This window comes from Acinetobacter sp. 1207_04, from assembly GCF_052850415.1.
In genome coordinates, this window is record NZ_VXCQ01000003.1 from 104115 (window position 1) to 128795 (window position 24681).

General features: G+C 36.1%; 24 protein-coding genes. 15 read left to right on the forward strand and 9 right to left on the reverse strand.

Annotated elements, in window-relative coordinates:
- Window positions 1-200 precede the first annotated feature (200 nt).
- Window positions 201-2282 carry a TonB-dependent receptor domain-containing protein gene (locus FW754_RS03995; protein ID WP_446323932.1) on the forward strand — a complete coding sequence of 694 codons (2082 nt, stop codon included), beginning with the start codon at window positions 201-203 and terminating at the stop codon, window positions 2280-2282.
- A gap of 37 nt (window positions 2283-2319) precedes the next feature.
- Here the strand turns inward: FW754_RS03995 and FW754_RS04000 are convergent, their stop codons facing one another.
- Window positions 2320-3330, reverse strand: coding sequence for a hypothetical protein (locus FW754_RS04000; protein WP_446323933.1), 1011 nt, complete (start codon window positions 3328-3330; stop codon window positions 2320-2322).
- Window positions 3331-3351: 21 nt separating this feature from the next.
- Window positions 3352-4398: an alpha/beta fold hydrolase gene (locus tag FW754_RS04005; RefSeq protein WP_446323934.1), complete on the reverse strand. Its 1047-nt coding sequence runs from the start codon at window positions 4396-4398 to the stop codon at window positions 3352-3354.
- 325 nt (window positions 4399-4723) lie between these two features.
- Between FW754_RS04005 and FW754_RS04010 the strand changes: the two genes are divergently transcribed.
- A complete protein-coding gene (locus tag FW754_RS04010; RefSeq protein WP_409511311.1) occupies window positions 4724-5338 on the forward strand; it encodes a carbonic anhydrase in 615 nt (204 codons plus the stop codon).
- A 35-nt stretch (window positions 5339-5373) separates the two neighbouring features.
- On the opposite strand, the gene FW754_RS04015 is transcribed toward FW754_RS04010, so the two are convergent.
- A complete protein-coding gene (locus FW754_RS04015; RefSeq protein ID WP_409511310.1) occupies window positions 5374-5952 on the reverse strand; it encodes an arylesterase in 579 nt (192 codons plus the stop codon).
- A gap of 82 nt (window positions 5953-6034) precedes the next feature.
- Here FW754_RS04015 and FW754_RS04020 point away from each other — a divergent pair, with 82 nt between their 5' ends.
- Window positions 6035-6802 carry an ABC transporter ATP-binding protein gene (locus FW754_RS04020; protein ID WP_446323935.1) on the forward strand — a complete coding sequence of 256 codons (768 nt, stop codon included), beginning with the start codon at window positions 6035-6037 and terminating at the stop codon, window positions 6800-6802.
- Window positions 6803-6813: 11 nt separating this feature from the next.
- Window positions 6814-9351 (forward strand): ABC transporter permease, encoded by a 2538-nt coding sequence (locus tag FW754_RS04025; RefSeq protein ID WP_446323936.1) that lies wholly within the window; start codon window positions 6814-6816, stop codon window positions 9349-9351.
- Between the two features lie 85 nt (window positions 9352-9436).
- On the opposite strand, the gene FW754_RS04030 is transcribed toward FW754_RS04025, so the two are convergent.
- On the reverse strand, window positions 9437-10249 hold the full coding sequence (locus tag FW754_RS04030) for a rhomboid family intramembrane serine protease (RefSeq protein WP_446323937.1): 813 nt from the start codon (window positions 10247-10249) through the stop codon (window positions 9437-9439).
- A gap of 73 nt (window positions 10250-10322) precedes the next feature.
- Here FW754_RS04030 and mtgA point away from each other — a divergent pair, with 73 nt between their 5' ends.
- The 3 genes from mtgA (at window position 10323) to FW754_RS04045 (ending at window position 14278) form a co-directional block, all read left to right on the forward strand.
- Complete coding sequence (gene mtgA, locus FW754_RS04035) at window positions 10323-10997, forward strand: monofunctional biosynthetic peptidoglycan transglycosylase (RefSeq protein WP_409511306.1); 675 nt, start codon at window positions 10323-10325, stop codon at window positions 10995-10997.
- Window positions 10998-11218: 221 nt separating this feature from the next.
- Complete coding sequence (gene ppk1, locus FW754_RS04040) at window positions 11219-13297, forward strand: polyphosphate kinase 1 (protein ID WP_446323938.1); 2079 nt, start codon at window positions 11219-11221, stop codon at window positions 13295-13297.
- A gap of 456 nt (window positions 13298-13753) precedes the next feature.
- Window positions 13754-14278 carry an aldehyde dehydrogenase family protein gene (locus tag FW754_RS04045; RefSeq protein ID WP_446323939.1) on the forward strand — a complete coding sequence of 175 codons (525 nt, stop codon included), beginning with the start codon at window positions 13754-13756 and terminating at the stop codon, window positions 14276-14278.
- A 108-nt stretch (window positions 14279-14386) separates the two neighbouring features.
- Here the strand turns inward: FW754_RS04045 and FW754_RS04050 are convergent, their stop codons facing one another.
- Window positions 14387-14965, reverse strand: coding sequence for a DJ-1/PfpI family protein (locus FW754_RS04050; RefSeq protein ID WP_409511303.1), 579 nt, complete (start codon window positions 14963-14965; stop codon window positions 14387-14389).
- Window positions 14966-15191: 226 nt separating this feature from the next.
- On the opposite strand from FW754_RS04050, the gene sbmA reads away from it, so the two are divergent.
- Window positions 15192-16388 (forward strand): peptide antibiotic transporter SbmA, encoded by a 1197-nt coding sequence (gene sbmA, locus FW754_RS04055; protein ID WP_446323940.1) that lies wholly within the window; start codon window positions 15192-15194, stop codon window positions 16386-16388.
- A gap of 50 nt (window positions 16389-16438) precedes the next feature.
- Here the strand turns inward: sbmA and FW754_RS04060 are convergent, their stop codons facing one another.
- Together FW754_RS04060 and FW754_RS04065 are read right to left on the reverse strand one after the other, a co-directional pair.
- A complete protein-coding gene (locus FW754_RS04060; protein WP_446323941.1) occupies window positions 16439-16960 on the reverse strand; it encodes a chromate transporter in 522 nt (173 codons plus the stop codon).
- 3 nt (window positions 16961-16963) lie between these two features.
- Window positions 16964-17575 carry a chromate transporter gene (locus FW754_RS04065; RefSeq protein WP_446323942.1) on the reverse strand — a complete coding sequence of 204 codons (612 nt, stop codon included), beginning with the start codon at window positions 17573-17575 and terminating at the stop codon, window positions 16964-16966.
- A gap of 147 nt (window positions 17576-17722) precedes the next feature.
- Here FW754_RS04065 and FW754_RS04070 point away from each other — a divergent pair, with 147 nt between their 5' ends.
- Complete coding sequence (locus tag FW754_RS04070) at window positions 17723-18607, forward strand: LysR family transcriptional regulator (protein ID WP_409511299.1); 885 nt, start codon at window positions 17723-17725, stop codon at window positions 18605-18607.
- 189 nt (window positions 18608-18796) lie between these two features.
- Window positions 18797-19798, forward strand: a complete 1002-nt coding sequence (locus FW754_RS04075; protein ID WP_446323943.1) for a hypothetical protein — start codon at window positions 18797-18799, stop codon at window positions 19796-19798.
- A gap of 24 nt (window positions 19799-19822) precedes the next feature.
- Here FW754_RS04075 and yddG read toward each other — a convergent pair whose 3' ends face one another.
- Entirely contained in the window at window positions 19823-20740 is a 918-nt protein-coding gene (gene yddG, locus FW754_RS04080; protein WP_409511297.1) for an aromatic amino acid DMT transporter YddG, read from the reverse strand.
- Window positions 20741-20898: 158 nt separating this feature from the next.
- Window positions 20899-21693: a DUF4850 domain-containing protein gene (locus FW754_RS04085; protein WP_446323944.1), complete on the reverse strand. Its 795-nt coding sequence runs from the start codon at window positions 21691-21693 to the stop codon at window positions 20899-20901.
- Window positions 21694-21850: 157 nt separating this feature from the next.
- Here FW754_RS04085 and FW754_RS04090 point away from each other — a divergent pair, with 157 nt between their 5' ends.
- The 5 genes from FW754_RS04090 to FW754_RS04110 all read left to right on the forward strand — a co-directional run bounded on the left by FW754_RS04090 (window position 21851) and on the right by FW754_RS04110 (window position 24644).
- The gene (locus FW754_RS04090) at window positions 21851-22369 is read left to right on the forward strand and encodes a hypothetical protein (protein WP_446323945.1); all 519 of its coding nucleotides are present in this window, start codon (window positions 21851-21853) and stop codon (window positions 22367-22369) included.
- A gap of 43 nt (window positions 22370-22412) precedes the next feature.
- The gene (locus tag FW754_RS04095) at window positions 22413-22619 is read left to right on the forward strand and encodes an ATP-binding protein (RefSeq protein WP_446323985.1); all 207 of its coding nucleotides are present in this window, start codon (window positions 22413-22415) and stop codon (window positions 22617-22619) included.
- Window positions 22620-22807: 188 nt separating this feature from the next.
- Window positions 22808-23554, forward strand: coding sequence for a DUF262 domain-containing protein (locus FW754_RS04100; protein WP_446323946.1), 747 nt, complete (start codon window positions 22808-22810; stop codon window positions 23552-23554).
- A 36-nt stretch (window positions 23555-23590) separates the two neighbouring features.
- The gene (locus tag FW754_RS04105; RefSeq protein ID WP_446323947.1) at window positions 23591-24058 is read left to right on the forward strand and encodes a hypothetical protein; all 468 of its coding nucleotides are present in this window, start codon (window positions 23591-23593) and stop codon (window positions 24056-24058) included.
- Window position 24059: 1 nt separating this feature from the next.
- The gene (locus FW754_RS04110; RefSeq protein ID WP_446323948.1) at window positions 24060-24644 is read left to right on the forward strand and encodes a HEPN domain-containing protein; all 585 of its coding nucleotides are present in this window, start codon (window positions 24060-24062) and stop codon (window positions 24642-24644) included.
- Window positions 24645-24681: the final 37 nt, after the last annotated feature.

Here is a 24681-nt window from a genome sequence, read left to right on the forward strand (position 1 = left end):
ATTTTTGATATAGAAAAATATGTTTATTTATGAGAATAAAATTTAATTATTACAGTAATTTATATAATAAATAAAATTAAATTTATGAATGCAAATAGTAGTAATTATCATTAAATATTGCATTTGGTGGTGTCTTTGTTACACTATGTCACGAAATCTTCCATATTTATTCATAACTTAGATTCTTTGGGGTATCTTGCATGACAAAACGTGTTATCCAATCCGTGTTATCAATTTCAGTTGTAGCACTGATGATAGGTGCTGCTCATGCGGTAGAATCAAAAGAAAATTCAAGTGAAAATGTGTCATCAGAACCCAAAAGTAAACTTGAAACGATTGTCATTACAGCATCAGGATACGAGCAAGATATCTCGAAAGCACCCGCATCTATGACAGTGATTAGTCGCGAAGAATTAGACAAACGAGAGTACTCAGACATTACAGATGTACTTCGAAATACACCAGGAGTTGTTGTTTCAGGCTCAGGTTCGGCTCAAAGTATTAGTATTCGAGGGATGAGCTCGAATTACACATTATTCTTGATTGATGGCAAGCGACAGTATTCAAAAGATGTGAATCCAAATGGCGACGATAATGGATTCGAAAAAAATATTTTACCGCCAATGGCCGCTATTGAACGTATTGAGATTATCCGTGGTCCTGCATCAACGCTATATGGCAGTGAGGCTATGGGTGGTGTAATTAACATCATTACGAAAAAGGTATCAGATGAATGGTCGGGTACGGCCGAGCTTGGTACAGTTATTCAGGATAAGGGTGATGCAGGTGATCTAAAAAATGCATCTGTATATATTGCAGGACCATTAATTCCAAATAAACTTGGTCTACAACTTGGTGTAAGCAAACAAGAACGTGAAGAAGATAGTTTTGTTGGTGGCTTTAGAGGAAATGAGAGAGAAAGTTTAAATTCACGCTTAACTTATATGCTCAATGATCAGCATGATTTACAGTTTGATGCGAATTTTACTACGCAAGATGCAAAATCAACAGTGGGTAAAACGGTAGAAGCAGTTGCAAATGCCACAGATTCAAATTCACGTAACTATCGTAGTGTTTATGCATTAACGCATAATGGTCGTTATAGTGATCAATTGGATAGCGCAACGTATTTGCAATATGAAAACTCTAAAAATCCAGACCGTGCCAATACAACCCTTGATACGAAAGGGATTGAGCTTGAAACATGGACATTTAATAATCAATGGAATTGGTTGCTAAATAAACACAAACTGTCATTTGGTGCTTATTATAAAGATGAAGTGTTGAATGATAAAGCAACAAACCGTAACCCGAATATTCCAGAATTTAGTGAATTATCTCGTTGGTCGGTCGCAGGCTTTCTTGAAGATACTTGGAGTGTAACCGATCAGTTTAATTTAACTGGTGGTTTGCGCTATGACCATGATGAGAATTATGGTGGTAATTTATCGCCGCGTTTATACGGTGTTTATAGCTTTACAGATCAATTCAGTATGAAAGGTGGTGTATCTACAGGATATAAACAACCCGATATTCGAGCAGCAACAGAAGGTTTTTATAGTGTGACAGGTGGAGGAGGTTCTCCAACATCTACAGGTCGAGGTATTATCCGTGCCAATCCTGATTTAGATCCTGAAACTAGCGTTTCTTCAGAGCTTGGGTTTAATTGGAAAAATGATTATGTAAATGCTTCTTTAACAGGCTATATCACTCAGTTTAAAGATAAAATAACTGAAGTACGGACTTGTGAAACAGACACAGATGGGACGAACACGAACCGTAATAATGTCGCTGCTTGGAAATGTGCTGAAGGTGCAACGCCATTTTATTTCATCAGTGATCGTATTAACGTAGATGATGCTGAACTACAAGGTATTGAAGCTACGGTTGAAACTGATTTAAACGAATATACAACATTATCGGCAAATTATACGTATACAAATACGGAAATTAAATCAGGTGAATTTAAGGGGCAACCTTTAAATGAAATGCCTAAGCATATGTTTAATATTACAGTAGATTATAATATTTCAGATGCATTAAACGTTTGGAGTCGCTTACATTATCGTAGTGAAACATCTTCTTATTTAAGTCGTACTTCAATGTCTGAACCGAATCCAGGATATGAATTCCTTGATATTGGCTTTAATTATCAGTTTACACCACATTTGAAAGGGAAGTTCGGTGTATATAATCTGTTAGATGAAACCGCTGAAAACTCAGATGGTGATCGTTTATTGGATGGACGACGTTATGGTGTAAGTTTTATGGCTAAATTTTAATAGATTTCTTAGTATATCAGATTTAGAAAAAGGCGCTTTAAGCGCCTTTTTCTATTCCTAAAATTTTAAGCGTTTCATTTGAATAATAAAACTTTTCCAAATGCACACGAGCACGTTGTCTTAAGTGCTGAGAAGAAATAAGTTTTTGAATAATGGGGTTTAATAATTGGCAGAGTTCATTTTGAATGAGCGTTTCATCAATGTTAAGATCACGTAATAATAAGTCAAAACTATGTTCTTGATTACGCACATACCAAGCATATACGCCATCGTGCACTTGCTGTTTAAGATAGTCAGTTTGGCGAAGGTGATCCCAAATTTCATGACCCAAAGTAACCGTTTTCGGTAGGTCATTAACTTCAATATAGCTACGAATCACTGAGACGGGCACTTTTTTAATTTTGTGCCAAAGGTTCGCTTGTAAGTGATAAAGCTTTTCATCGTCAAACTGATGATTTAAAACTTGCTCACTCAGTTGGCTAATTTTAATGATATTTTTTTGCAAATAATGCTTAACCGTATCATCCAAGTTGGTATCTGTGACCGACTCCAGAACCGATTTCCCCATTTTCATAAAACGACCAACACCAGGCACTTTTTTATTCATGACTGAATTATCAATATAATCTTGAATCGAATGATGAATCAGTTGCGTTAACATGCTTGAAAACGAAGGATTATTTACAACTCGTTTAATGAGCGCTTTACGATGCCCACTTTTACTTGCGACATAGAGTGCAAGTTTATCAATGGTGGCAACTGGAATAATATCTTCAATAGTTGCCGTGTCATTTATAGGATGAATCAATGCAAAACGAATATGTTCCGCGATCTGTTCAATTAGAAAATCACTTGCAGGGGTATCGAGTATTTGCTTTTGAATGAGTTGATGAATTTGTTCAAAACTCCACACATCTTGTAAAGTTTGTTTTCTAAACCACTGATGAAACTGTAAAAATTCATTTTCAATCTGATCTGCTTGAGCAAACTCATGATCTAGAAAATTCAGTTGTGCTTCAATGAGTTGTTCAGTCAGTGGGTGAGACATATTTCATCCTTGTTGCAAATATCACTTATATACTTTGTGTTCAGACAACGGATTTTTTTGCGTCTGAATTTTGTCTAAAAAAAGACGGTACGCATCAGCGACTTCTTCAGGTGATTCAAGTAGTGGCATATGACCAACATTATTAAGAATGACAGGCGTTTCAGGTCTTTTCAATAAGCTTTTCAGATTTTGTACGACTTCAACATTAATGATTTGATCTTGCTTACCCCATAAAATTTGCGTCGGTGCTTCAATATTTTTGAGCATTAACGTAAAAGATGCAGGTGTATAGAGCTTATTTAGATCGGTAATCTGATTCACAATTTTTGACGTTTCTTGTGAATGTGCAATGAGTATTTTTTCTTGTTCTTGCCTAATAATTCTAGGTGTAAAGGGTGGTTTGTACATCACTTTTTTCAGTACAAAGTCTAAATCTCCTGGTTGGCTCACAATTAATTGTTTCAAATAAACAGGATTTTTTAAATAATTGGTATTGTTATTTTGGAAAATTCCACCTGTACTCATTAAAAATAAACTTTTGGTATCAAATGGATATTGCGATGCATAAAACATAGCAACGGTTCCACCCAACGAGTGACCTGCAATATTTAAGTTATTTTGAATATGTGCGGCTTCAATAAATCGGCGCAATTGCTCTGTGACATTGGGTACCGAAATATCAAAATTAGCAGGGACTTGAGTATTACCTACCAATGGTAAATCGGGAATGATGACATGATAATAAGGCGTTAAACGGTATGCGACATCGTTCCATGTATCACGGCTACTGGCTAAACCATGAATGAGTAAAATGGTTGGTTTGCTGCTGTTACCACCTTCGCTATATGACCAAGTAACATCGCCCACTTTTAATATTTTGCTTTTTAACCCTGCCCAAACACGTTCTTCTTGTAAGATTTTTTGATAGTCCACATATTCAGTTGTTGCTGCATGAGTAGGGAGAACACCCAATGCAAGCGTAGCGACTGAAAGACTCAGTATAGCTGTGGTTATCGATTGAAAAATCTTTTGATTTAAACGGCGTTTTTTATGCAAAACCAAGGGCATTGATCATCTTCCTTGAAAAGGGTTTGCCATTATATAAAAGTGGAAAAGATTATTGATTATTTATTTCACCTTTACATTCGCCTCTTTAGCTTAAATGTTTATTTTTTTATCATTTCAAAGTGTGAAAATGAGCATGTAAAATTCAAAAAAATGATAAATCTTATGAATATTTCGATAGATAAAAGTACTTGATGAAGCTTTACAGAGTTATATGTGTAGTTGAGTCGGCAATTTTAAAAATTGTAACAGAGTTTATTTTTAGTCAGTGACATTGCAAAAATACAGGCATAAAATACTGTAATTCTCCAAAACTGATGGAAAAAAAATGCTGACAGCAGATGAAGCACTAGATCGTTTAAAAAAAGGTAATGCACGTTTTGCATCGGATGAAGTGAATCCCGCTAAATTTTTAACCCATCAACAACGTACAGAAATGGTGAAAGATCAACATCCATTTGCAATTATTTTGGGCTGTTCAGATTCTCGTGTACCTGCTGAAATGGTTTTTGATCAGGGCTTTGGTGATTTGTTCGTGATTCGTGTGGCAGGCAACATTGTTGCACCATCACAAGTGGGTAGCGTGGAATTTGCTGCGGACAGTTTTGGTTGTCCATTGGTTGTAGTACTAGGTCATAGTCACTGTGGTGCGATTCATTCGACTATTGAAGCATTGATGAATCCGGACTCTCCACCTTCTGCAAATTTAATGTCGATTGTGAACCGTGTACGTCCATCGGTTGAGATTTTGATGCAAACTGAACTGAAAGATGATTTAGAAAAGTTATCTCATCATGCTGTGCGTTCAAATGTTTTTGCTTCAGTAAACCAATTACGTCATGGCTCTGCTGTACTTGAAAGTCTTATTGCAAAGGGCAAACTTAAAGTCGTTGGTGCAGAATATTCACTTGAAACAGGTGAAGTTGAATTTTACGACTTTTAATCTGTTGATCATTTATTTAAATTGATTAAAGGCGCTTATAAAGCGCCTTTAATGTATGGATAGGCATTATCCAGTAATATTTTTTGTGCTGTGACATTGGGATGAATCTGATCTTTTTGCATTAATGATTTTTGTCCTGCAATGCCTTGCATAAAAAAGGGCATCAATTTGACCTTATATTGCTGACTGATGACTTTATAATTATTCTCAAAAGCTGTGCTATAGGCAGTACCATAATTCGGTGGAATTTTCATTCCTAATACAATCACTTGAGCTTTACTGCGTTGACTTTGTTGTACCAATTGAGCAAGATTTTTTTGAATCATTTGCGGAGGTTGTCCACGTAAACCATCATTTCCACCGAGTTCAATCACCACAATATCGGGTTTATGTACCTGTAAAAGTTTTGGTAAACGTGCTAAAGCACCACTCGTGGTTTCTCCACTGACGCTCGCATTGACCACGTTATGTTGTTTTGGAAATTGTTGATTTAAACGTGATTGCAATAGATTTACCCAACCTTGTTGTGGGTTAATGCCATAACCTGCACTCAGACTGTCACCGACAATCATGATAGTTTTTGCAAAACTACTCGCAGGAACAAGGCAGATCATGCTAAAAAATAGACAGCTCGTGATTTTTTTTATTTTGCCTACATTTAATACTTGATGATTTTGTATATAAGGTTTGTTTTTTATGTCCACTTTTCAGCCCAAAGCTCAGTCTAATCACACAGACTCCATCATGCCACAACCGATAATTTCTGCACAACATCTCACACAATCGATACCATTACAGCAAAAAACATTAACGATTTTTGAAAATTTAAATGTTGATATCTTTGCAGGCGAGTTGGTGGCAATTACAGGGCGTTCAGGCTCAGGGAAATCAACTTTGCTCGGCATTTTGGCAACACTTGATCAAGCGAGTTCAGGGGAACTATGGGTCAATGGTGAAGCAGTCCATACCTTAAATGAAGAACAGCGAGCTTTGGTGCGTTTACGTCATATTGGTTTTATTTTTCAGTCTTTTCAACTCTTACCGCATCTTTCAGCGCTTGAAAATGTCATGTTACCACTTCGCTTACAGCCACAATTTCATTATGCGGAAGCAGAGCAGAAAGCCTTGCAGTTGCTTAAACGGGTTGGCTTAGAGCGTCAAAGCAGTCAAACACCAAAAGTATTGTCGGGTGGTGAACAACAACGTGTTGCGATTGCACGAGCATTGATTACTGAACCTAAAATTATTTTTGCAGATGAACCAACGGGCAATTTGGATAGTCATACTGCAAGTGAAATTGAACAGTTATTATTTGATTTAAACCGAGAAACAGGCACAACTTTAGTGATTGTGACGCACGATGCTGACTTGGCTGCACAATGTCAACGTCACTTAGAGCTTAAAGATGGACAATTGATTGAGCAGAAAGTGGAACAATTGAATCATCGTCAGATTTTGTCATAGGAGGCTCGAAAATGTTTGCACTTTTTAAGTCTTTATTACGACAAAGTTTCGCTACGACAGGTGTTTATTTGCTTATTATTGCACTGACGCTTGCCATTAGTGCAACGACTGCGCTGAAGTTTAGCAATGAGCAAGTGCAAAATGCAGTGGCATTGCAAGCTGCTAAAATGCAGGCGGCAGACTTGGTTCTTAGTGATAATATTCCGATTGATGCCAAGTGGCAAAAACAAGCTGAATCTTTACAATTACAACAGACGAAAGTCACGTTATTTGGCTCAATGGCATCAACGAACGATCAGTTTGTCATGGTCAATGTTAAAGCCATAGCACCTCAGTTTCCTTTACGTGGCGAATTACGTATAGCACCTGAACAAGCACATATACGACAAGGCGAAGTTTGGCTGAGTCAACGTGCTCAAGATTTATTACATGTGAATGTTGGTAGCCAGATCAAAATTGCCGATGGCGATTTTAAAGTGGGTGGTATTATTACGCATGATTCCAATCAGGAAATGGGCTTTTCAGCATTTTCACCGACTGTGATTATTCATCAAGATGATGTTGCTAAAACCAATGCTATTCAGGTGGGAAGCCGTATTGATTATCGACTTTTACTTGCAGGTTCAGCAGAAAATACCCAGCGCTTTGTTGATGTTTTTCAGGCTTTTGTTAAAGCTGAAAAGTTGAAACTCAGCCATGCATCACAGCAAATGCAAGATACAACACAAGTAGCGAGTTCAGATGGTGCAGAAGTTAATCCAAACGATGCGATGACCTTAAATAGTCTGCGTTTACGCACAGCTAGTGATGCCAATACACGTCTGATTCAACCCATTGAAAACTTAGATACCTTTTTACAGCTTGCCAATATTTTAACGATTTTGCTTTGCGGTATCGCGATTGCATTGACCAGCCAACGTTATGTACAGCAGAACCAAGATCATATTGCATTAATGCGTTGTATGGGGGCAGGGCGAGGACAAATTTTTAGAACTTTTCTATTGTTATTATCATTGATTGTCCTGATTGCAATAGTCTTTGGTAGTGCGATTGGTTTGGGTATGGGCTATGCTTTGTTGCAGTTAATTCTTCAACTGATTCCAAATTTAGAACTACAATTTTCAGTATTACAGATGCTTGTTGGTCCATTACCGATTGCGATTTTTACCAGTGCAGTGGTACTTTTGGGTTTTATTTTACCAGGACTTTTACAACTGCTGAATACACCACCTGTTCGTGTAATTCGTCAGCAAGAAAAATCTGTAGGATCGATTGTACTGACTTTGAGTGCAGGGCTTTTCAGTTTGGTTGTTTTTAGTATTTTATTGACTGAAAATCTAAAGCTGAGTCTGATTGTTGTATCGAGTATTTTTGCTTTATGCGGTGTGTTGTATGGCATAATTTGGCTGTTACTCAAATGGTTAAAAGCCTTAAAAAATCGTTATTCAGCTTATGTTCGAACACCATCACAGACAGCATTACAAATTACAGCTTTGGCACTTGGACTCAGTTTAATTAGTGTGCTTGCTGTTTTACGCACAGATTTATTGGAGCGTTGGCAACAACAATTGCCAGAAGGTACACCAAATCAGTTTGTTTATGGATTGCCACCTTTTGAGGTTGAGCAATTTAGACAACAATTACAAGAAAAGGGTTGGAGAAGTACACCGTTATATCCCAATGTCCGTGGACGCTTGATTGCTAAAAATGATCAAGCCTTTTCGGTACAGCAAGTGGCACAAATTAATGCCTTACGCCGTGAATTAAACCTGACGCAGTCCAATGAATATCCGCAAGATAATCAGATTATTCAAGGAAATGCAGCACTGCAAAAAAGTGGTGAAGTGTCAGTTGAAAGTAAACTGGCTGAAGAATTGGGTATTAAAGTTGGCGATACACTGACATTTACTTTGCCTGAAGGTGAATTACATGCAAAAGTGGTAAATCTCAGAACGGTAGAGTGGCGTAGTTTTAGCCCGAACTTCTTTTTCATTTTTGCACCGCAAAGTTTGGATGAAAACTCAGGCAGTTATTTAGGTAGTTTCTATACGCCACCTGCTGAAAAGTCGCAGCTCATTGGCATAGTACAACAGTTCAGCAATACCGTCTTTATTGATGTTTCTGCTATTTTGGATGAGGTGAAACGTCTTGTAAATGTGTTGATGCAGATCATTAGTGTACTGGCATTATTGGTCAGTATTTCAGGCTTTTTGGTCTTGGTTGCTTGTATTAATTTACTCATGGATGAGCGCAAAAGAGAAGTGGCTCTCATGCGGTCATTCGGTAGCTCTAAAGCACAACTGAAACGCATGATGACGATTGAAATTGGTCTGATTGGTTTTATTGCAGGAATTGTATCTTGCTTCTTTGCCGAAGTGATTAGTGCGATTGCATGTTGGCGTATGAATATGGAAATGCAATTACATCTTGAAATCTGGTTAATCCTCCCTCTTGTGATGACAGTGTTATGTGCTGTGATTGGACGTTATCGTTTGAGTTATTTGTCAGATATTCCGCCCTTACAAAGTTTAAGAGAATTGAATTCTTAATTGATTATTTCTAGTTTGAATGTTGCAATAAAATGGGTGATTCATGGTGATGATACCCATTTTATTTTGGAAAATAAGTTCAGCTTTAGTTTATCAACAAAGTTTTCATTTGACTGGCCGCATCTTGCCAAAGTGCTAAAAGCCCTTGAATTTGTTGTTGATTGTATTGATAAAATACAAAACACAGCGCAATGCCAAGACCTAATACAATCATCGGCATGATTTTTCCTGCATACATTTTTTGTGTAAAGTGCCAACCGAGCGCAAGAATAACGCCCATAATAATGCCGCCAATATGTGCCATATTATTGATGCCTGAAGCAAAGAAACCAAAGCCGACGTTGGCAATCATAATGATGAGTAAAGACTTACGGTCTAAATAAGGCACATTTCTAAAAAATGACAGTGCTGTCAGCGCACCGCCAAGTCCCATAACTGCGCCTGAAGCACCTGCGGACACTCGTGGAATCAGGTCTTGTGCAGGATGTTGCAAATAAGCATAACTATTTAGAATGTCCAAATAGCCACTCAATAAATTCCCCATTAAGCCTGCAAGAATATATAAACCCAAATAATACGCACGTCCAAAAACTTGTTCGGCGATATTGCCAAAAACGAACAATGCCCACATATTCATGAGTAAATGCATGAAGCCAAAGTGGAAAAACATACTTGAAAATAGTCGATATGGTTCCGAAAGATAGGTTAAAGGTGCATAATCTGCACCCCAATGCATTGCATCACGAGTAGATGGATCAGAAAAATCTACCCCACTGAGCACTTGTAATACAAAAAGTGCAACGTTGATTCCAATCAACAGCAAAGTGAGTTTACCTACACCATTACGTGGTTGGTTGGGGGGATATGCATGCAATGGATTGGAATCGTAATTCGACATACTAAATGTTCTGGGTTGATATTATCTTTCAGCTTAGCACGAATCATTTAATTTTCAGGAGTAACACACTGACATGAAAGCTTTTATTGTTAGAACTTTGTTAATCATTGTCAGTGTGCTGATTATTATTCAACTGTGGATTTTTTCAAGTTTGGTCTATTGGCGAACTAATCCTGTAGAAAATACAATGTTTATGCGTTGGACATATTTGTCTGATTTTAAGCCAATTCAGCATGAATGGCGGGCGTATGATGACATTAGTGATCATTTCAAACATGCGATTATTGCTGCGGAAGATGCCCGTTTTATCGATCATCATGGTTTTGATTGGACAGGAATTGAAGATGCATTACAAAAGAATATGAAAAAAGATAAAGTTGTTGCAGGTGGTTCAACGATTTCACAACAATTGGCAAAAAATTTATTTTTTTATAATCGACGTTCTTATTTTCGTAAAGGTCAGGAAGCAATTGCAACTACAATGATGGAACGAATGTGGAGTAAAGAACGAATTTTAGAGGTCTATATGAACTCGGTTGAGTTTGGCGATCATATTTATGGAGTTGAAGCGGCATCGCAGTATTATTTTGGTAAAAGCGCACGAAATTTAAATCGTGAACAGGCTGCATTTTTAGCATCAATTTTACCTAACCCGAAATATTATCAAGATCACAGAGATGATCGTAAATTACAAAATAAAATACGGATGGTGCTGAAATATATGCGTTACACACGAATTCCAAAGTAACTAAGATATTGAAAAGAGGCAGTTTACAATAATGTGCTGATCATAGTCATCGCTATTTAGTGAACTAAATGAATGTACGATTTTAATGATTTTGATTGTTCTCAAAGATGGTATTACTAAAACATGGAAAATAATTTTTATGTGCTGTGTTTTTTTATGAAATTGTCACAAAATTGAAGCATACTATTCTGTAAATATCATTAGATTGCAGGCTGTTTTGCATGAATACCGCAGTAACGACAACGTCTACAGAATATACTTATAATGAGCGCTTCATTAACCGTGAGCTTTCCATTCTCGATTTTCACCTTCGAGTGTTGGAACAAGCTGTGGATCCGTTGCATCCGTTATTGGATCGCCTCAACTTCTTGCTGATTTTTTCTCGTAACATGGATGAGTTCTTTGAAATTCGTGTTGCAGGTGTCATGGAACAGTTGATGCTTGAAAATGAAAGCCGTAGCCCCGATGGTTTAACGCCAAAACAGGTACTTGAGCAAATTTCTCGGACGGCGCATGAAGCCATTGATCGTCAGTATCGTATTTTAAATGATGAAATCTTCCCAAAACTACGTGAAGCGGATATTAGTTTCTTACGTCGTGGAGAGTTAACGCCTGCGCAATCGGTATGGATTAAAAAATATTTCCAAGAACAAGTTGCACCAGTACTCACACCAATTAGTCTAGATCCTGCACATCCATTCCCACGTTTAGTTAATAAAAGCCTGAATTTTATTGTCACGCTTGAAGGTAAAGATGCTTTTGGTCGTCAAATTGATTTAGCCGTTGTTCCTGCACCCCGATCGTTGCCTAGAGTGGTACGTTTACCTGATGAGTTGACAGGGGGGAAAGAGCATTTTGTCATGTTGTCTGCCATTATTCATGAGCATGTTTCTGATTTATTCCCAGGTATGACAGCGACAGGATGTTATCAATTCCGTGTGACTCGAAATGCCGATTTAGCTTTAAATGAAGATGTTGAAGATTTAGCGAAAGCATTAATTGGTGAGTTAAGTTCACGCCGTTTTGGTCGTGCGGTACGTTTGGAAGTTACGCATAATTGTCCAAAGCATATTTATGAATATTTGCTTGATGAGTTTGATCTACATGAGGAACAACTCTACAAGGTAGATGGCCCTGTTAACTTGGCACGTCTTGTTTCGAACTTTAAAGTGCCACATTTGCGATATGACTCTCATGTGCCAGTCTTACCAAAAGTATTGAAAAAAACTGAAAATATTTTCTTAGCAATGCAGAAGCAAGATATCTTACTGCATCATCCATTTGAATCTTTTGCACCTGTCATTAATCTCTTACGAGAAGCCGCACGTGATCCTCAAGTACTCGCAATTAAGCAGACGCTATACCGCAGTGGTGCAGATTCTGAAATTGTACAAGTACTTGCTGAAGCGGCGCGTAATGGTAAAGAAGTCACCGCAGTTATTGAGCTACGTGCACGTTTTGATGAAGAATCAAATATTGAAGTGGCAAATGTATTACAAGAAGCTGGTGCCGTTGTGGTGTACGGTATAGTGGGTTATAAAACGCATGCCAAAATGATTTTGGTTGTGCGCCGTGAAAACAATAAATTAGTACGTTATGTACATTTGGGCACAGGAAATTACCATGCGACCAATGCACGTATTTATACCGATTATGGATTACTCACAACAGATAAAGAACTGTGCGAAGATGTGCATCGTATCTTCCAAGAGTTGACGGGTATGGGCAAAATGGCGAAATTAAAAAAGCTTTTACATGCACCATTTACTTTACATGCTCAACTCGTAACTTTTATTGATGAAGAAATAGAAAATGCGAAAGCAGGTAAGCCTGCGCAAATTATTATTAAAGTAAATGCTTTAACAGAAGTTCAACTTATCAATAAATTATATGAGGCTTCACAAGCAGGTGTGCAAATTGACTTAATCATTCGCTCAATTTGCTGTTTACGTCCAGGTTTAACTGGCTTGTCTGAAAATATTCGTGTGCGCTCAATTGTCGGACGTTTTCTTGAGCATACACGTGTATTTTACTTTGGCAACGCAGGGAATGCGCGGATTTATTGTTCAAGTGCAGATTGGATGGATCGTAACTTATTTAGTCGCGTTGAGGCTTGTTTCCCAATTGAGGAGCCTACTTTGAAAAAACGTATTTACCAACAAGGTTTGATCAACTATTTGAAAGATAATCAACAAGCATGGGAGTTGCAAGGCGATGGTACATGGGTACGTGTAACAGCTCAAGAGGGTGATATAGCACACAATGCACAGCAGATTTTACTTGCAACAGTGATGGGCTAATTTTTATTTGCTCTAACTCGGCTCTTTATAAAAAACCATCCCGATAATTCTTGGGATGGTTTTTAATTCAACAAATGGTAATTAACGGTCAATTTGGTCTTAAATCTTTTAATTAGTTAAATTCTCAGCTAGATTAAAATTATTTTTCAAGTTTAAATTAATAATATTATTAAAAAAGATAACAGAGACAATGATGAGTGTTAAATTGGAGGCCGAATAATTTTTTATCCTTAATAAAATTTTCTTGAATTTATTTAAATGAATTTGAGTGCCTGATATATAAAAATATAATAACTGCATTGGCAATGATTGTGTTCAATGAAGCCAATCTTGATGATGCCTTGCTAAAACAGGAAAAGAGTTTGACTATATTTGTAGGTCAGTTTTGTATGGCAGTTTCACTTTACTTATACAATGTGGCGTTGTTGAAGATCTGACGAAACGCCTGCTGAGCGTTTGGAGAATGTCAAACGAGGTTCTACATCAGATTTAAGCAGTGACATGGAACCTTGGATTGATAAGCCAAATATAGAACATGTCAATGGTATGGTAGAAAAAGCCATTAGTGATGGTGCAAAAGTGATTGTACGAGGTGATGTTGTTTCCGAGACTCCTTTGTCTAAAGGTGCATTCTATCGTCCAACACTTTTACAAGTGACCGATCCAAATGTAGATATCATTCAAAAAGAAGTTATTAGTCCTGTACTTTCTATGCTGATTTTTGATAGAGAAGAAGAACTTGCAAATAACAGTGAATATGGTTTTGTGGCAAGTATTTGGACACAAGATATTAACTGCCCGCTACATGTCGCACGTAAAATTTTAGCGGACACTTTTTGGATTAATGATTGGGCGATTATTTACGATGAATTTGAAGAAGGCAGTTATAAAAAGTCAGATCGAGGTTGTATGAATGGAGTGGCTACAATGGATGATTTTATTGAATATAAAAATATCACCATCACGGCAGGCGTGATTTAATTTTGTTTTGAGATTTCATGATTTAAATTAATTCATATGCATGAAAGTTAAATATGTAAAAAACCTCGAGTCAATGGTCGAGGTTTTTAATGCAAACTTTTAGAAAAATTAAATTGTCACAGTTGCGCCTAATGCTTTAATGAATTGTGCCATCCAAGCAGGGTGAGCAGGCCATGCTGGTGCCGTGACAAGATGACCATCGGTTACTGCTTCTGTCACTGCAATATCGGCATATTGTCCACCAGCAAGTTTTACTTCAGCCGCACAGGCAGGGTAAGCTGAGCATAAACGGCCTTGAAGTACATCTGCCGCTGCTAATATTTGTGCACCGTGACATACGGCTGCAATTGGCTTTTTCGCAGAATCAAACTCACGGACAATTTCAATTACACGATCATTCATACGTAAGTATTCAGGTGCACGACCGCCCGGAATGACTAAACCTACATAATCTGTGCTATCAACTGTATTAAAATCATAGTTGATGGCAAAGTTGTGACCACGTTTTTCGCTGTAAGTTTGTTCACCTTCAAAATCATGAATGGCGGTCGCAATGCTATCACCTGCTTTTTTATCGGGGCAAACCGTATGCACGTTATAGCCTAAACCTGTTAGGAACTGGTATGGCACCATGGTTTCGTAATCTTCTGCGTAATCACCGACCAACATGAGAATATTTTTAGACATATCGTATCCTTTTTGAAATCCATTTTTATTGAATATTTTTGAATATAGCATGTAGTAGTAACAATAAAATTGCAGAAAATGAAATCTTTAGTATTAATAATGACGACATAAATGTTGTTATATTCGTTATAAAATAAATACAAAATTTTAAGCAAACTTAAGTTTTTAGGATTAGTATCAGATGCATAGCATAGCCAAAATAATATTTTAAGGAAAGCCAAGCTAAATGTTTAAGTCATTTTTTCCAAATCCAAAGTGGTTTTTTAGTTCATTTGTGTTGTGGTTTTTGATTAACCTTGCATTGTGGTATTCAGGTGGTAATTCATGGGGTACTTTTATTGGTTTTCCTACAAATTATGCAACAGATGAGTTACCTATTAGTGTTAGTCGTTTTTGGTCAGCACAGTTTATTTGGTTCTATTTATGGTTTTTCATTTCAACTGCAATTTTTGCTACCTTTTGGAAATTAAAATCAACAAATCCATGGCAAAGATGGTCAGTATGGGGCTCTGCATTTATTCTATTTAATATTTGGTTTAGTGTACAAGTCAGTGTTTCTATTAATGCTTGGTATGGTCCATTTTGGGACTTAATTCAGAAAATGTTAAGTAGTGGTGGTGGAGATATTCGGCAATTATATATGGGAACTTTGACATTTCTTTTAATTGCAATGGTTGCTGTCACTGTCGCTGTGATGAATTCATTTTTTGTTAGCCATTATATTTTCCGTTGGCGTACTGCAATGAATGAATATTATACGGAACATTGGGCACAATTACGTGTTATTGAAGGTGCTTCACAGCGTGTGCAGGAAGATACAATGCGCTTTGCCACAACATTGGAAGCACTTGGAGTGAGTTTTATTAAAGCAATTATGATTTTAATTGCTTTCTTACCCGTACTTATTCAATTATCCGAGCATGTACCCGTTTTGCCTATTATTGGTGAAGTAAAATATTCGTTGGTTTGGGCTGCTGTAGGATGGGCGGTTTTTGGTACAGTATTATTAATGGGTGTTGGGATTAAATTACCAGGTTTAGAATTTAATAATCAAAAAGTTGAAGCAGCATATCGTAAAGAATTGGTTTATGGTGAAGATTATGAAGAACGTGCACAACCACAGACATTAAAAGAATTATTTAGTAATGTGCGTAAAAACTATTTCCGTTTGTATTTTCATTATGCATATTTTAATTTAGTCAGTACTTGGTATGCACAGCTTGATGTTTTATTTAGTTTAATTGTTTTATTTCCATCCATTGCAGCAGGAACTATGACCTTAGGTTTGCTTAATCAGATTGGTAATGTTTTTGATAAAGTTCGTGAATCTTTTCAATACTTAGTTAGCTCATGGAAGACTATTATTGAGCTACTCTCAATTTATAAGCGTTTAAAAGCTTTTGAAGCTGTTTTAAAAGATTAAATTGAGTCTATAAAAAGCCCGCAAATTGCGGGTTTTTTATTCAATATTATTTATAAAAATAACGCACCACTTCCTGCCCCTATCAGCATTAACCAAACAGGATGTACATTTTTAAATAAACTTAAGCAAGCGACAATAATAACAATCATGACCAGTAGAACATTCTGCGCCGATGTTCCTGCAATAATCCATGCACTGACTAAAACTAAACCGACTGTAATTGGCTTTAAAGCCTTTTCAAATTTGCCACGTAAAGGGTGATCTCTAAAGTTATTCCAAAATTTGAGTGCAAAAATGGTAATGACTGAAGATGGTCCAAACTTTGCAAAAGAAGTCACGAATAAGCCCATAGGGCCTGCGACATGCCAACCCACTAAAGGTACAATCATCATGTTTGGTCCAGGAGCGGCTTGTGCCATGGCAAACATTGAACTAAATTGTTCGGCTGTCATCCATTGATGTACTGTTACAACCTGATGTTGCATCTCAGGTAAAATGGCATTACCACCACCAAAGGCTAATAATGACAGTTGAGTAAAAACAAGAGTAAGCGCAACGAGAACATAAAGCATATTTTACTCCTGATTTTCTTTAGCATTTTGGATATTTGTGTGTAGCATATTCTTTTGTTGAATCATCAGAACCATCATATTTACAGTCACTAAGATCAATAAAGTCAGTGCCAAAGGCAGTTTAATGAACAACATAAAAATGACTGTGAGTGCGATGGTAAAATAGGTCAGTTTTTTTTTCATAATCGGTTTAAGCATTTTTAAACCTGTTGCAAATAATAACCCTGCAGCTGCAGCAGCCAACCCCTCAATCATGTGTTGTACGGTTGGAATAGACTGAAACTGTGCATAAAGTTCATATAAGCTAATGACGATTAAAGTGGGGGCGAGCATTAATCCAAAAATTGCACTGATTGCGCCTTTAACTCCCTGAAAGTCATAACCAATTGCAACTGCCATATTGACAATATTACCACCAGGTAATATTTGGCAAACACCGAGTAAGTTTGTAAATTCCTCCGCATTGAGCCATTTTTGATCTTCAACAATTAAACGATGTGCTAAAGGGAGTACACCACCAAAGCCCATTAAGCCAAGTTTCATGAAGCCTGAGAATAAAGCTTTGCAATTGGGAATATCTTGTATGTGCTCCATTGGAATTGTTTCAGTATTCATGCTTCATCTCGCTATCTATGTTATTGCACAAATTAAAATGATCCGACTGATTAGAACTTGTGGAAAGTATGCGCTTGTTTAGATATGTTTAAAAATGCTATTTTTGCTGTTACCCATATCAATAAAGTATGAATAAATGAGGTTGGAATGATAGAGATTCATAAACTGAATGCATTTGTTATTGTGGTTGAGGAAAGTAATATTTCTCGTGCAGCTGTTCGTTTAAATATGCAGCAACCGCCACTCACTCGCATGATCAAAAGTTTAGAAGATGAGTTAAATACAACATTACTCAAGCGATTACCACGTGGAGTTGAGGTTACAGAAGCAGGGAAAGCTTTATATCAAGAAGCAGTGACAATATTGGCACATGCGCAAGCCATTCCTAAACGTGTACAAAATATTGCGCAAGGCTTAGAAGGTCAGATGAATATTGGGTTTACGAATTCAGTCGGTTTGCATCCATTTTTGCCCGCATTATTACGTAATTTTCGTGATGCATTTTCTGCCGTTTCCATTCATTTAGAAGAAGATGGAAGCAATGCGCTTATTGACTCTATTCTCAATGAAAAAAATGACATTGTTTTTCTACGTAAACCTGCTCCGATTGGTTTGGGTTTAACGAGTTTACATGTTTTAGATGAGCCTTTAATTGTGGCTTTACCTAATAATCATCCACTCGCAATACAGCAAGAGAGCATTCACCTTTTAGATTTAGAGCCTTATGATTTTGTGTTATATAGACGTTTAGCAGGGCAGGATTTGTTTGATAATATTTTAGCGAGTTGTTATCAGGCAGGCTTTAGTCCAAATATTGTACAGGAGGCACCACGTTTAACATCAAGCTTAAATTTGATAGCCGCAGGTATTGGCTTATCGATTGTTCCTGAAGCCATTCGAGATTTTTGGAACAATCAAATTGTTTATAAGACTTTACAAGCAGATATACCCTGTATCGCACCAATTTATGCTGTGTATAAGCAAGATTTTAACCATATACGTTTAAGTCATATTTTAAGGTTATTGAAATAGCTGAAAGAAAAATGTTATTTGTTTTATGCTTTGGATTATAAATGCTTCAAGTTTGGCATTTATAGTGAAATTACAATATTAAGTCATATTTTATTTGGTAAAAATAAACAATAAAATCAATATTTTGACTCTATTTTTTTGTTTGATTTTCATATATTTTCAATATTTCAAAGTCATAGAGAATCAGATGTGAATTTAAAAGCACTTTTCCTGACAGGAAGTTTAGGTATTGCTTTACAGGGTTGTGCGAGCATGGGTGGTTTTAGCACAGATGCCTTTAAGAGCTATAGCTCACCACAACAGGTCATTGATCAGAAAAATCTGAATACTACCAATGGTACAGCAAAAGATTATGTTTATTACTGGGATCCAAAACAGGGTCAGCAGAATGTACAATCATTGACACCTAAATTGACTTTAGCGGCTTATTGTACAGCCAAAGGCGGTAAGCTTAAACAAGTACATAAAAGTTCGATGAAATTGATTAAAGATAAATGGTCACAAAAATTATTGAGCACATACAGCAGTGTTCAGCAGGGTATTGGTGCATATCAATGCTTAGAAAATAATGGTTCTACGTGGTTGGTGTCGATTGAACCTGTTGCTGAAAAGAAACTGGCAAAAGACAGCGAAACCCGATTGGTTGCTTTGCAAACTAAGGCTTTATCTTTGGATGAAATCAATCAATTTTACGGCATGAAGAATGTGACGGAAAAAAATAATACGCAAAATCAGAAAAATGTGATTACGCAGAAAAAAGATGATAAAAAAACACTAGAGAAAAAACAGGACAAAAAGACAGAAGAGAAAAAAATAGAGGAGAAGAAATTAGATGATAAAAAAGTAAACAATCAACAGACTATTACGCCATCTGTAAAAGTTACGGTTTCGCCACAAACACAACAAATGCAATTATATGCTGCTGCACGTAAAGATTTAGGTCGTGGGCAGAATCAAATTAATGCCTGTAATAATGCGGAACTCGCGTATGGTTATGGGCGATTAAGAGGAAATACAGGTGTTAATGCATACGCAGAATCAGGCATGCTCGTTGCACGTTGTTTAACGAGTATTCCTGCTTATAGTCGCAGATTCAATAATGCAGATGATCGTGCAAAGAAAATTTTACAAAATTTGGCAAGTAGCTATAACCATGCAGGTGCAAAACAAATGCTTAAACAGTTGAAGTAATGTGCCTTTTTTAAAGATTTATTTTTAAGCTACGGGAAATATACGTTCTTTGATTTGTTGCCAATTGGTCGATACCCAACAAATTAAAGAGCCACCTGTCACCAACAATACGCCATGCCAAAATTCGATAGGTAAACTTGTTTGTAAAATAGTCATAGAAATAAGTGTTGAAAAAATGGGGCTGAAATACGACAAAGCCACCAAAATGGCAATATTACCTTGAATAATCCCGATATTCCAAGCAGCGTAACCGAGTGCTGTGACGACTGAAAGCAACAGCATATAAATGAGAATATCTGGTTCAATGCTCGGAAATTCAGGAACACCATGTAAAAGCAACATTTTTGCCCACAGCACGATAGTGATCACTAAGAAAAACAGTGCAATTGGGTTATGCCCCTGACTGTATTTACGGGTAATAACACAATATAGTGACCATAACAATGCACCTGCAAAGGCTAAGAGATAACTCACAGGATTTTGTTGAATATTACTAAAAATCGTTGTCCAACTGAAATGACCATTGCCTGTTTGAATCAGCACAATTCCGCCTAAACTGACCGCTAAACCGATAATTACAAAAGGATTGAATTTGACTTCTTTAAATAAAATAAGTGCAATGATGGTCATACTTGGCCATAAATAATTGACCAAACTAATTTCAATGGCTTGCTGTGCAGATTGTGCTAAAGCAATGGCATAAGAAAAACATAGCTCATACACCACAAACAAAAGCGTGGCAAAGATTAGATAAGGTTTCGGAATCAGCTTTAAATTGGGGATTCGGAATATCAACAACAAAATGACAGCACTGAAGCTATACATACAAGTAACTGCCAAATCAGCACCTATACTAAAACTGATTTTTTTTAGTAAACCTACAATTGCAGACCATTGTAAAATGGCGCTAAAGCCAATCAGCGTTGCCAAAGTTTTGGACATGATGTACTCAGATGAAAAGGGATGAAATCAGCCAAGATTTCAAATGAATTATACAACCAAGCCTTTGCATGTGACAGCATGGAGATGAGTGATTTAGGTGTAAGTATTATGAAAAAAAGCCATACAAAATAGGATTGAAAAAAATATTAAATATGAGATTAATGCGTTGCATTGTAAAAATTTAAAATAGGGGTAGCTAAGTGCCGATTTTGTTGTTCTAAGGTCAGGTGAATGTTTACAAAATTGAAATCACCATCATCTATATACTTGGCAACACCATGCGTTTTCCCACTGATATTTGGAATTTGATAACTAAAAAATGCAGTCGTTTTTAATGGATAAACCAATGTTAACTTTTTATTGCGATCTTGCACGCCACCATATTCATATTCCAAGCTTTGTTTGAGTAATTGTGGAAAATACAGACTTGCATTTGGGTAACCACAACCTGCACATACCGATGAATTATACAACGTAATCGCCTCTTTTTGATTTGGGCTCATGATCAGTGCTGAACCTGTACCATTTGCCCCTGTTCCCGCAGAAATATCTGTCCAATGGCGTGGAATAAGTACATAACCAATGCTCGGTAATTCGATCAGTTTAAGTTGTGTCGCATCTTGTGCTTTGAGTGTGAAATTAAAATTACAGGTTTTTTTTGTACATGGTTCACTGTCCTTGAGTAATCCATCATCCATCGGGTTTTGTACCATTACACCATAGGCAGGAATTTTGATGCCATTTGAAAATGTTGCATCTCCCAATGAATAGAAGCGGTTAGATTTTTTACGTTCAATTGCATTCTCTGAAAACTGTGGGAACTGCGGGTCAAATGTTTTGATCTCTGCAAAAATCTGTGTACTGAATAATGTTGCTGACAGTGTAAATAGTGTGCTTAGTCCTAACTTGGCTAAAGATGGATTGACGAAAGCTAAGCGTGAGAGGTCAATCATTATTGTTCTTCTGTGAAATAGTGTGATTCAAAAATAGCATGATCTGTACGAATGCTGTATTTGAAAAGTGAATGATGAAGACTTTTTTACAGAGTTATAACAGCGCTAAAATTGCGATGTGATACAACTAAGCTGATTTTTATTTGGAGCTTTGCCCATGTCGGCTTTTGTATCTATGCGTTTTAAATTTTCTCGTTTGGCATCATCTACGTTGATGGTTGCAGGTATGTTGAGTGCGACTCAATTTGCTAATGCAGGGCAGACAGTCAATCAGCTCAGTGAATGTTTGGTGAAATCGACCACCGCAGCAGATAAAACCACAGTATTGCAATGGACATTTACTGCATTGGCGCAGCATCCTGAATTGAAAGCTTTTAGCAATGTAACGCCTGAGCAAAAAACGGCTTTAGATAAAAATTTAGCGCAGACTTTACAGCGGATTTTAACGGAACAGTGTTCTACACAAGCACAAGCAGTGATTAAGGCAGAAGGTCTGCAAGCTGTTGGTGAAAGTTTTCAGGAGCTAGGGAGTATTACAGGTGAAGAAATTTTGAAAACTCCTGAGATTAAACAGCAGTTAAATGGTGTGGTGAAATATATCGATTTAAATAAGTTGGTGGTGACTTTTTTAACCCCTGATCTTTGGAATAAATTAGGTGTGGTGAGAGGGGAGTGATCCCTCTTGTTTGAATTACAGATTATTAAGCTAAAGCAGATGTATTGATACAAATACGCTTATAGGTAAACAGCATTTGGCGCATCTGCTTGATCTGTTTTATCAGGTGGATGGCATTCGTCATAAAAAGGCGCAAACGGGTGGTTTAGGTTTGGCGATTGTACAGTCGATTGTGAAGTTGCATGGTGGTTGGGTGGAGGTTGAGAATAAAAAGAAAGGTGTGGTGTTTAAGGTGGCTTTGGCTGTTTGATTTGTTAACCTAGTAGGCCAAATAAAAAAGTGTATCTATTGTAATACGGGCCAGAGTCAATGAGGGGGGAATATTATAGAGGAAAGTTTTAGTTTATTATTTAATAAATATAAATTTTTTTTGTAAGGTATTGTTTTTATTTATATATTGTGTGATATTTCCAACTTCAATTTTTAACGGGGATAAAAGTGGAAAATAACGAAAATTTATTCATGGATGACTTGGTAGATGATGATGAAAGTAGTTACGCATTGTCAAATTTTAATTTGGTAACAACACCTAACGATTTTAATGTTGCGACAATTGTTGCATTTATGGATAAAGGTGTTTTTAAAATACCAAGTTTCCAAAGAAATTTTGTTTGGGATATTCAAAAAGCATCTAAACTTATAGAATCTTTGATAATTGGGTTGCCAATTCCGCAGATTTTTTTATATGAAAAATCTAGAAATAATTTTGAAGTTATAGATGGGCAACAACGACTCTTAAGTCTTTATTTTTTTGTGAAAGGACGATTTCCAAAAAATGATGCAAAATATCAATTGAGAAATATTGAAAATACGTGTGATCATTCATTATTTAAAGAAGAGTTTTTAAATAATGATAAATACTTTACAAACTTTAATTTGAAATTAAAGACTAAAGCAACTCCTGACAGTTTAGTTACCCCCTTAGACGGTAAAAACTATCAAACGCTTGATGTAAATAATAAAGTAGGTTTAGATTTAGCTACTATTAGAAATATGGTTATTAAATCAGCAGAGTCTAGTGATGAAGAACATTTAGCAAGATATGAAATTTTTAATAGGTTAAATAGTGGTGGTGTGAATCTTAATGGACAAGAAATAAGAATGTCTTTATATTCATCCAAATTTTTGAATTTATTAGTCGAATTGAACAAAAACCCTGTATGGCGAAATTTTTTTGGTAAGTAAAACCCTGATAATAGATTAAAAGATATAGAATTAATTTTGCGTTTTTTTGCGATGTTAATAGTTGGTGGAAAGGAAACACATCCTGCATACCCTCAAACTAATAAAATTTTATATCAAAATTCAATATTAAGCTTTCTAAATAATTTTGCTAATTTTTCTAAAGAATTTGATGATTTACAATTAAATAATTTTACAAAAATTTGGGAAAGTTTTATGTCTTCAATAGAACATATTGATATAGGAACATTTTCGAATACATTAGAAGATAATCCTAAAATAAAAAAAATAAGCATTCCTGTATTTGAGGCTGTATTTTATGGTTTATATAGAGATAAAATTAGGGCTGAGGATATTCAGAAAGTTGATATTACAGATCAATTAATTAAAAATTTAAAAATGGTTGATGGCTTTTTGGAGGCTTGCAATGATAAAACAACTTCTAAAAATAATGTTAATAATCGATTAAAGGAGTCACGTTTATTTTTTAGTATGAAGGGAATTTAATATGAATTTTGATAATGATGATTATAGAGGTTCAAAAGAATTTAGCCTTATACATGATATGTATTTAGATTATAGTGAAGATAATAAAATATTAAACTCAATTCTAATTAATCATGCAGAACTTACATCTTTCTATAGTGGGTACAATAATCTTTATACAAAAAGTTTTTTAGTAGCGTGTTCAAATTCTTTTGAAAAGAAATGGTTGGATTTTTTACCAAATTTTTTATCTGGAGATAATCCATTAACAAAAAACTTTATTCGCACCCAAGCTGTGGATAGAAAGTTTCATACTATGTTTGATTGGAAGAATAATAGTGCGGGGCCATTTTATGGGGCATTTGGTGAAGATTTTAAAAAATTTATTGCAGGTAAAATTAAAGCAGATAAGTATTTAAAGTCTAAACAAGATGCATTTTTAGAGTTAGGGAAATTAAGAAATCTAATTGTACATGAAGGTATACACAATTTTAATTTGCAGAGAGATATAAAATCTGTATATGAGTTATTTAATAATTCATTAGATTATTCTATATTTATTTATCAATCTATTTGTGATTTTTTTAAAAGAGAAGAAATTGCATAAAAAACCCGCTCTAAAGCGGGTTTTTTAAAACTAATTA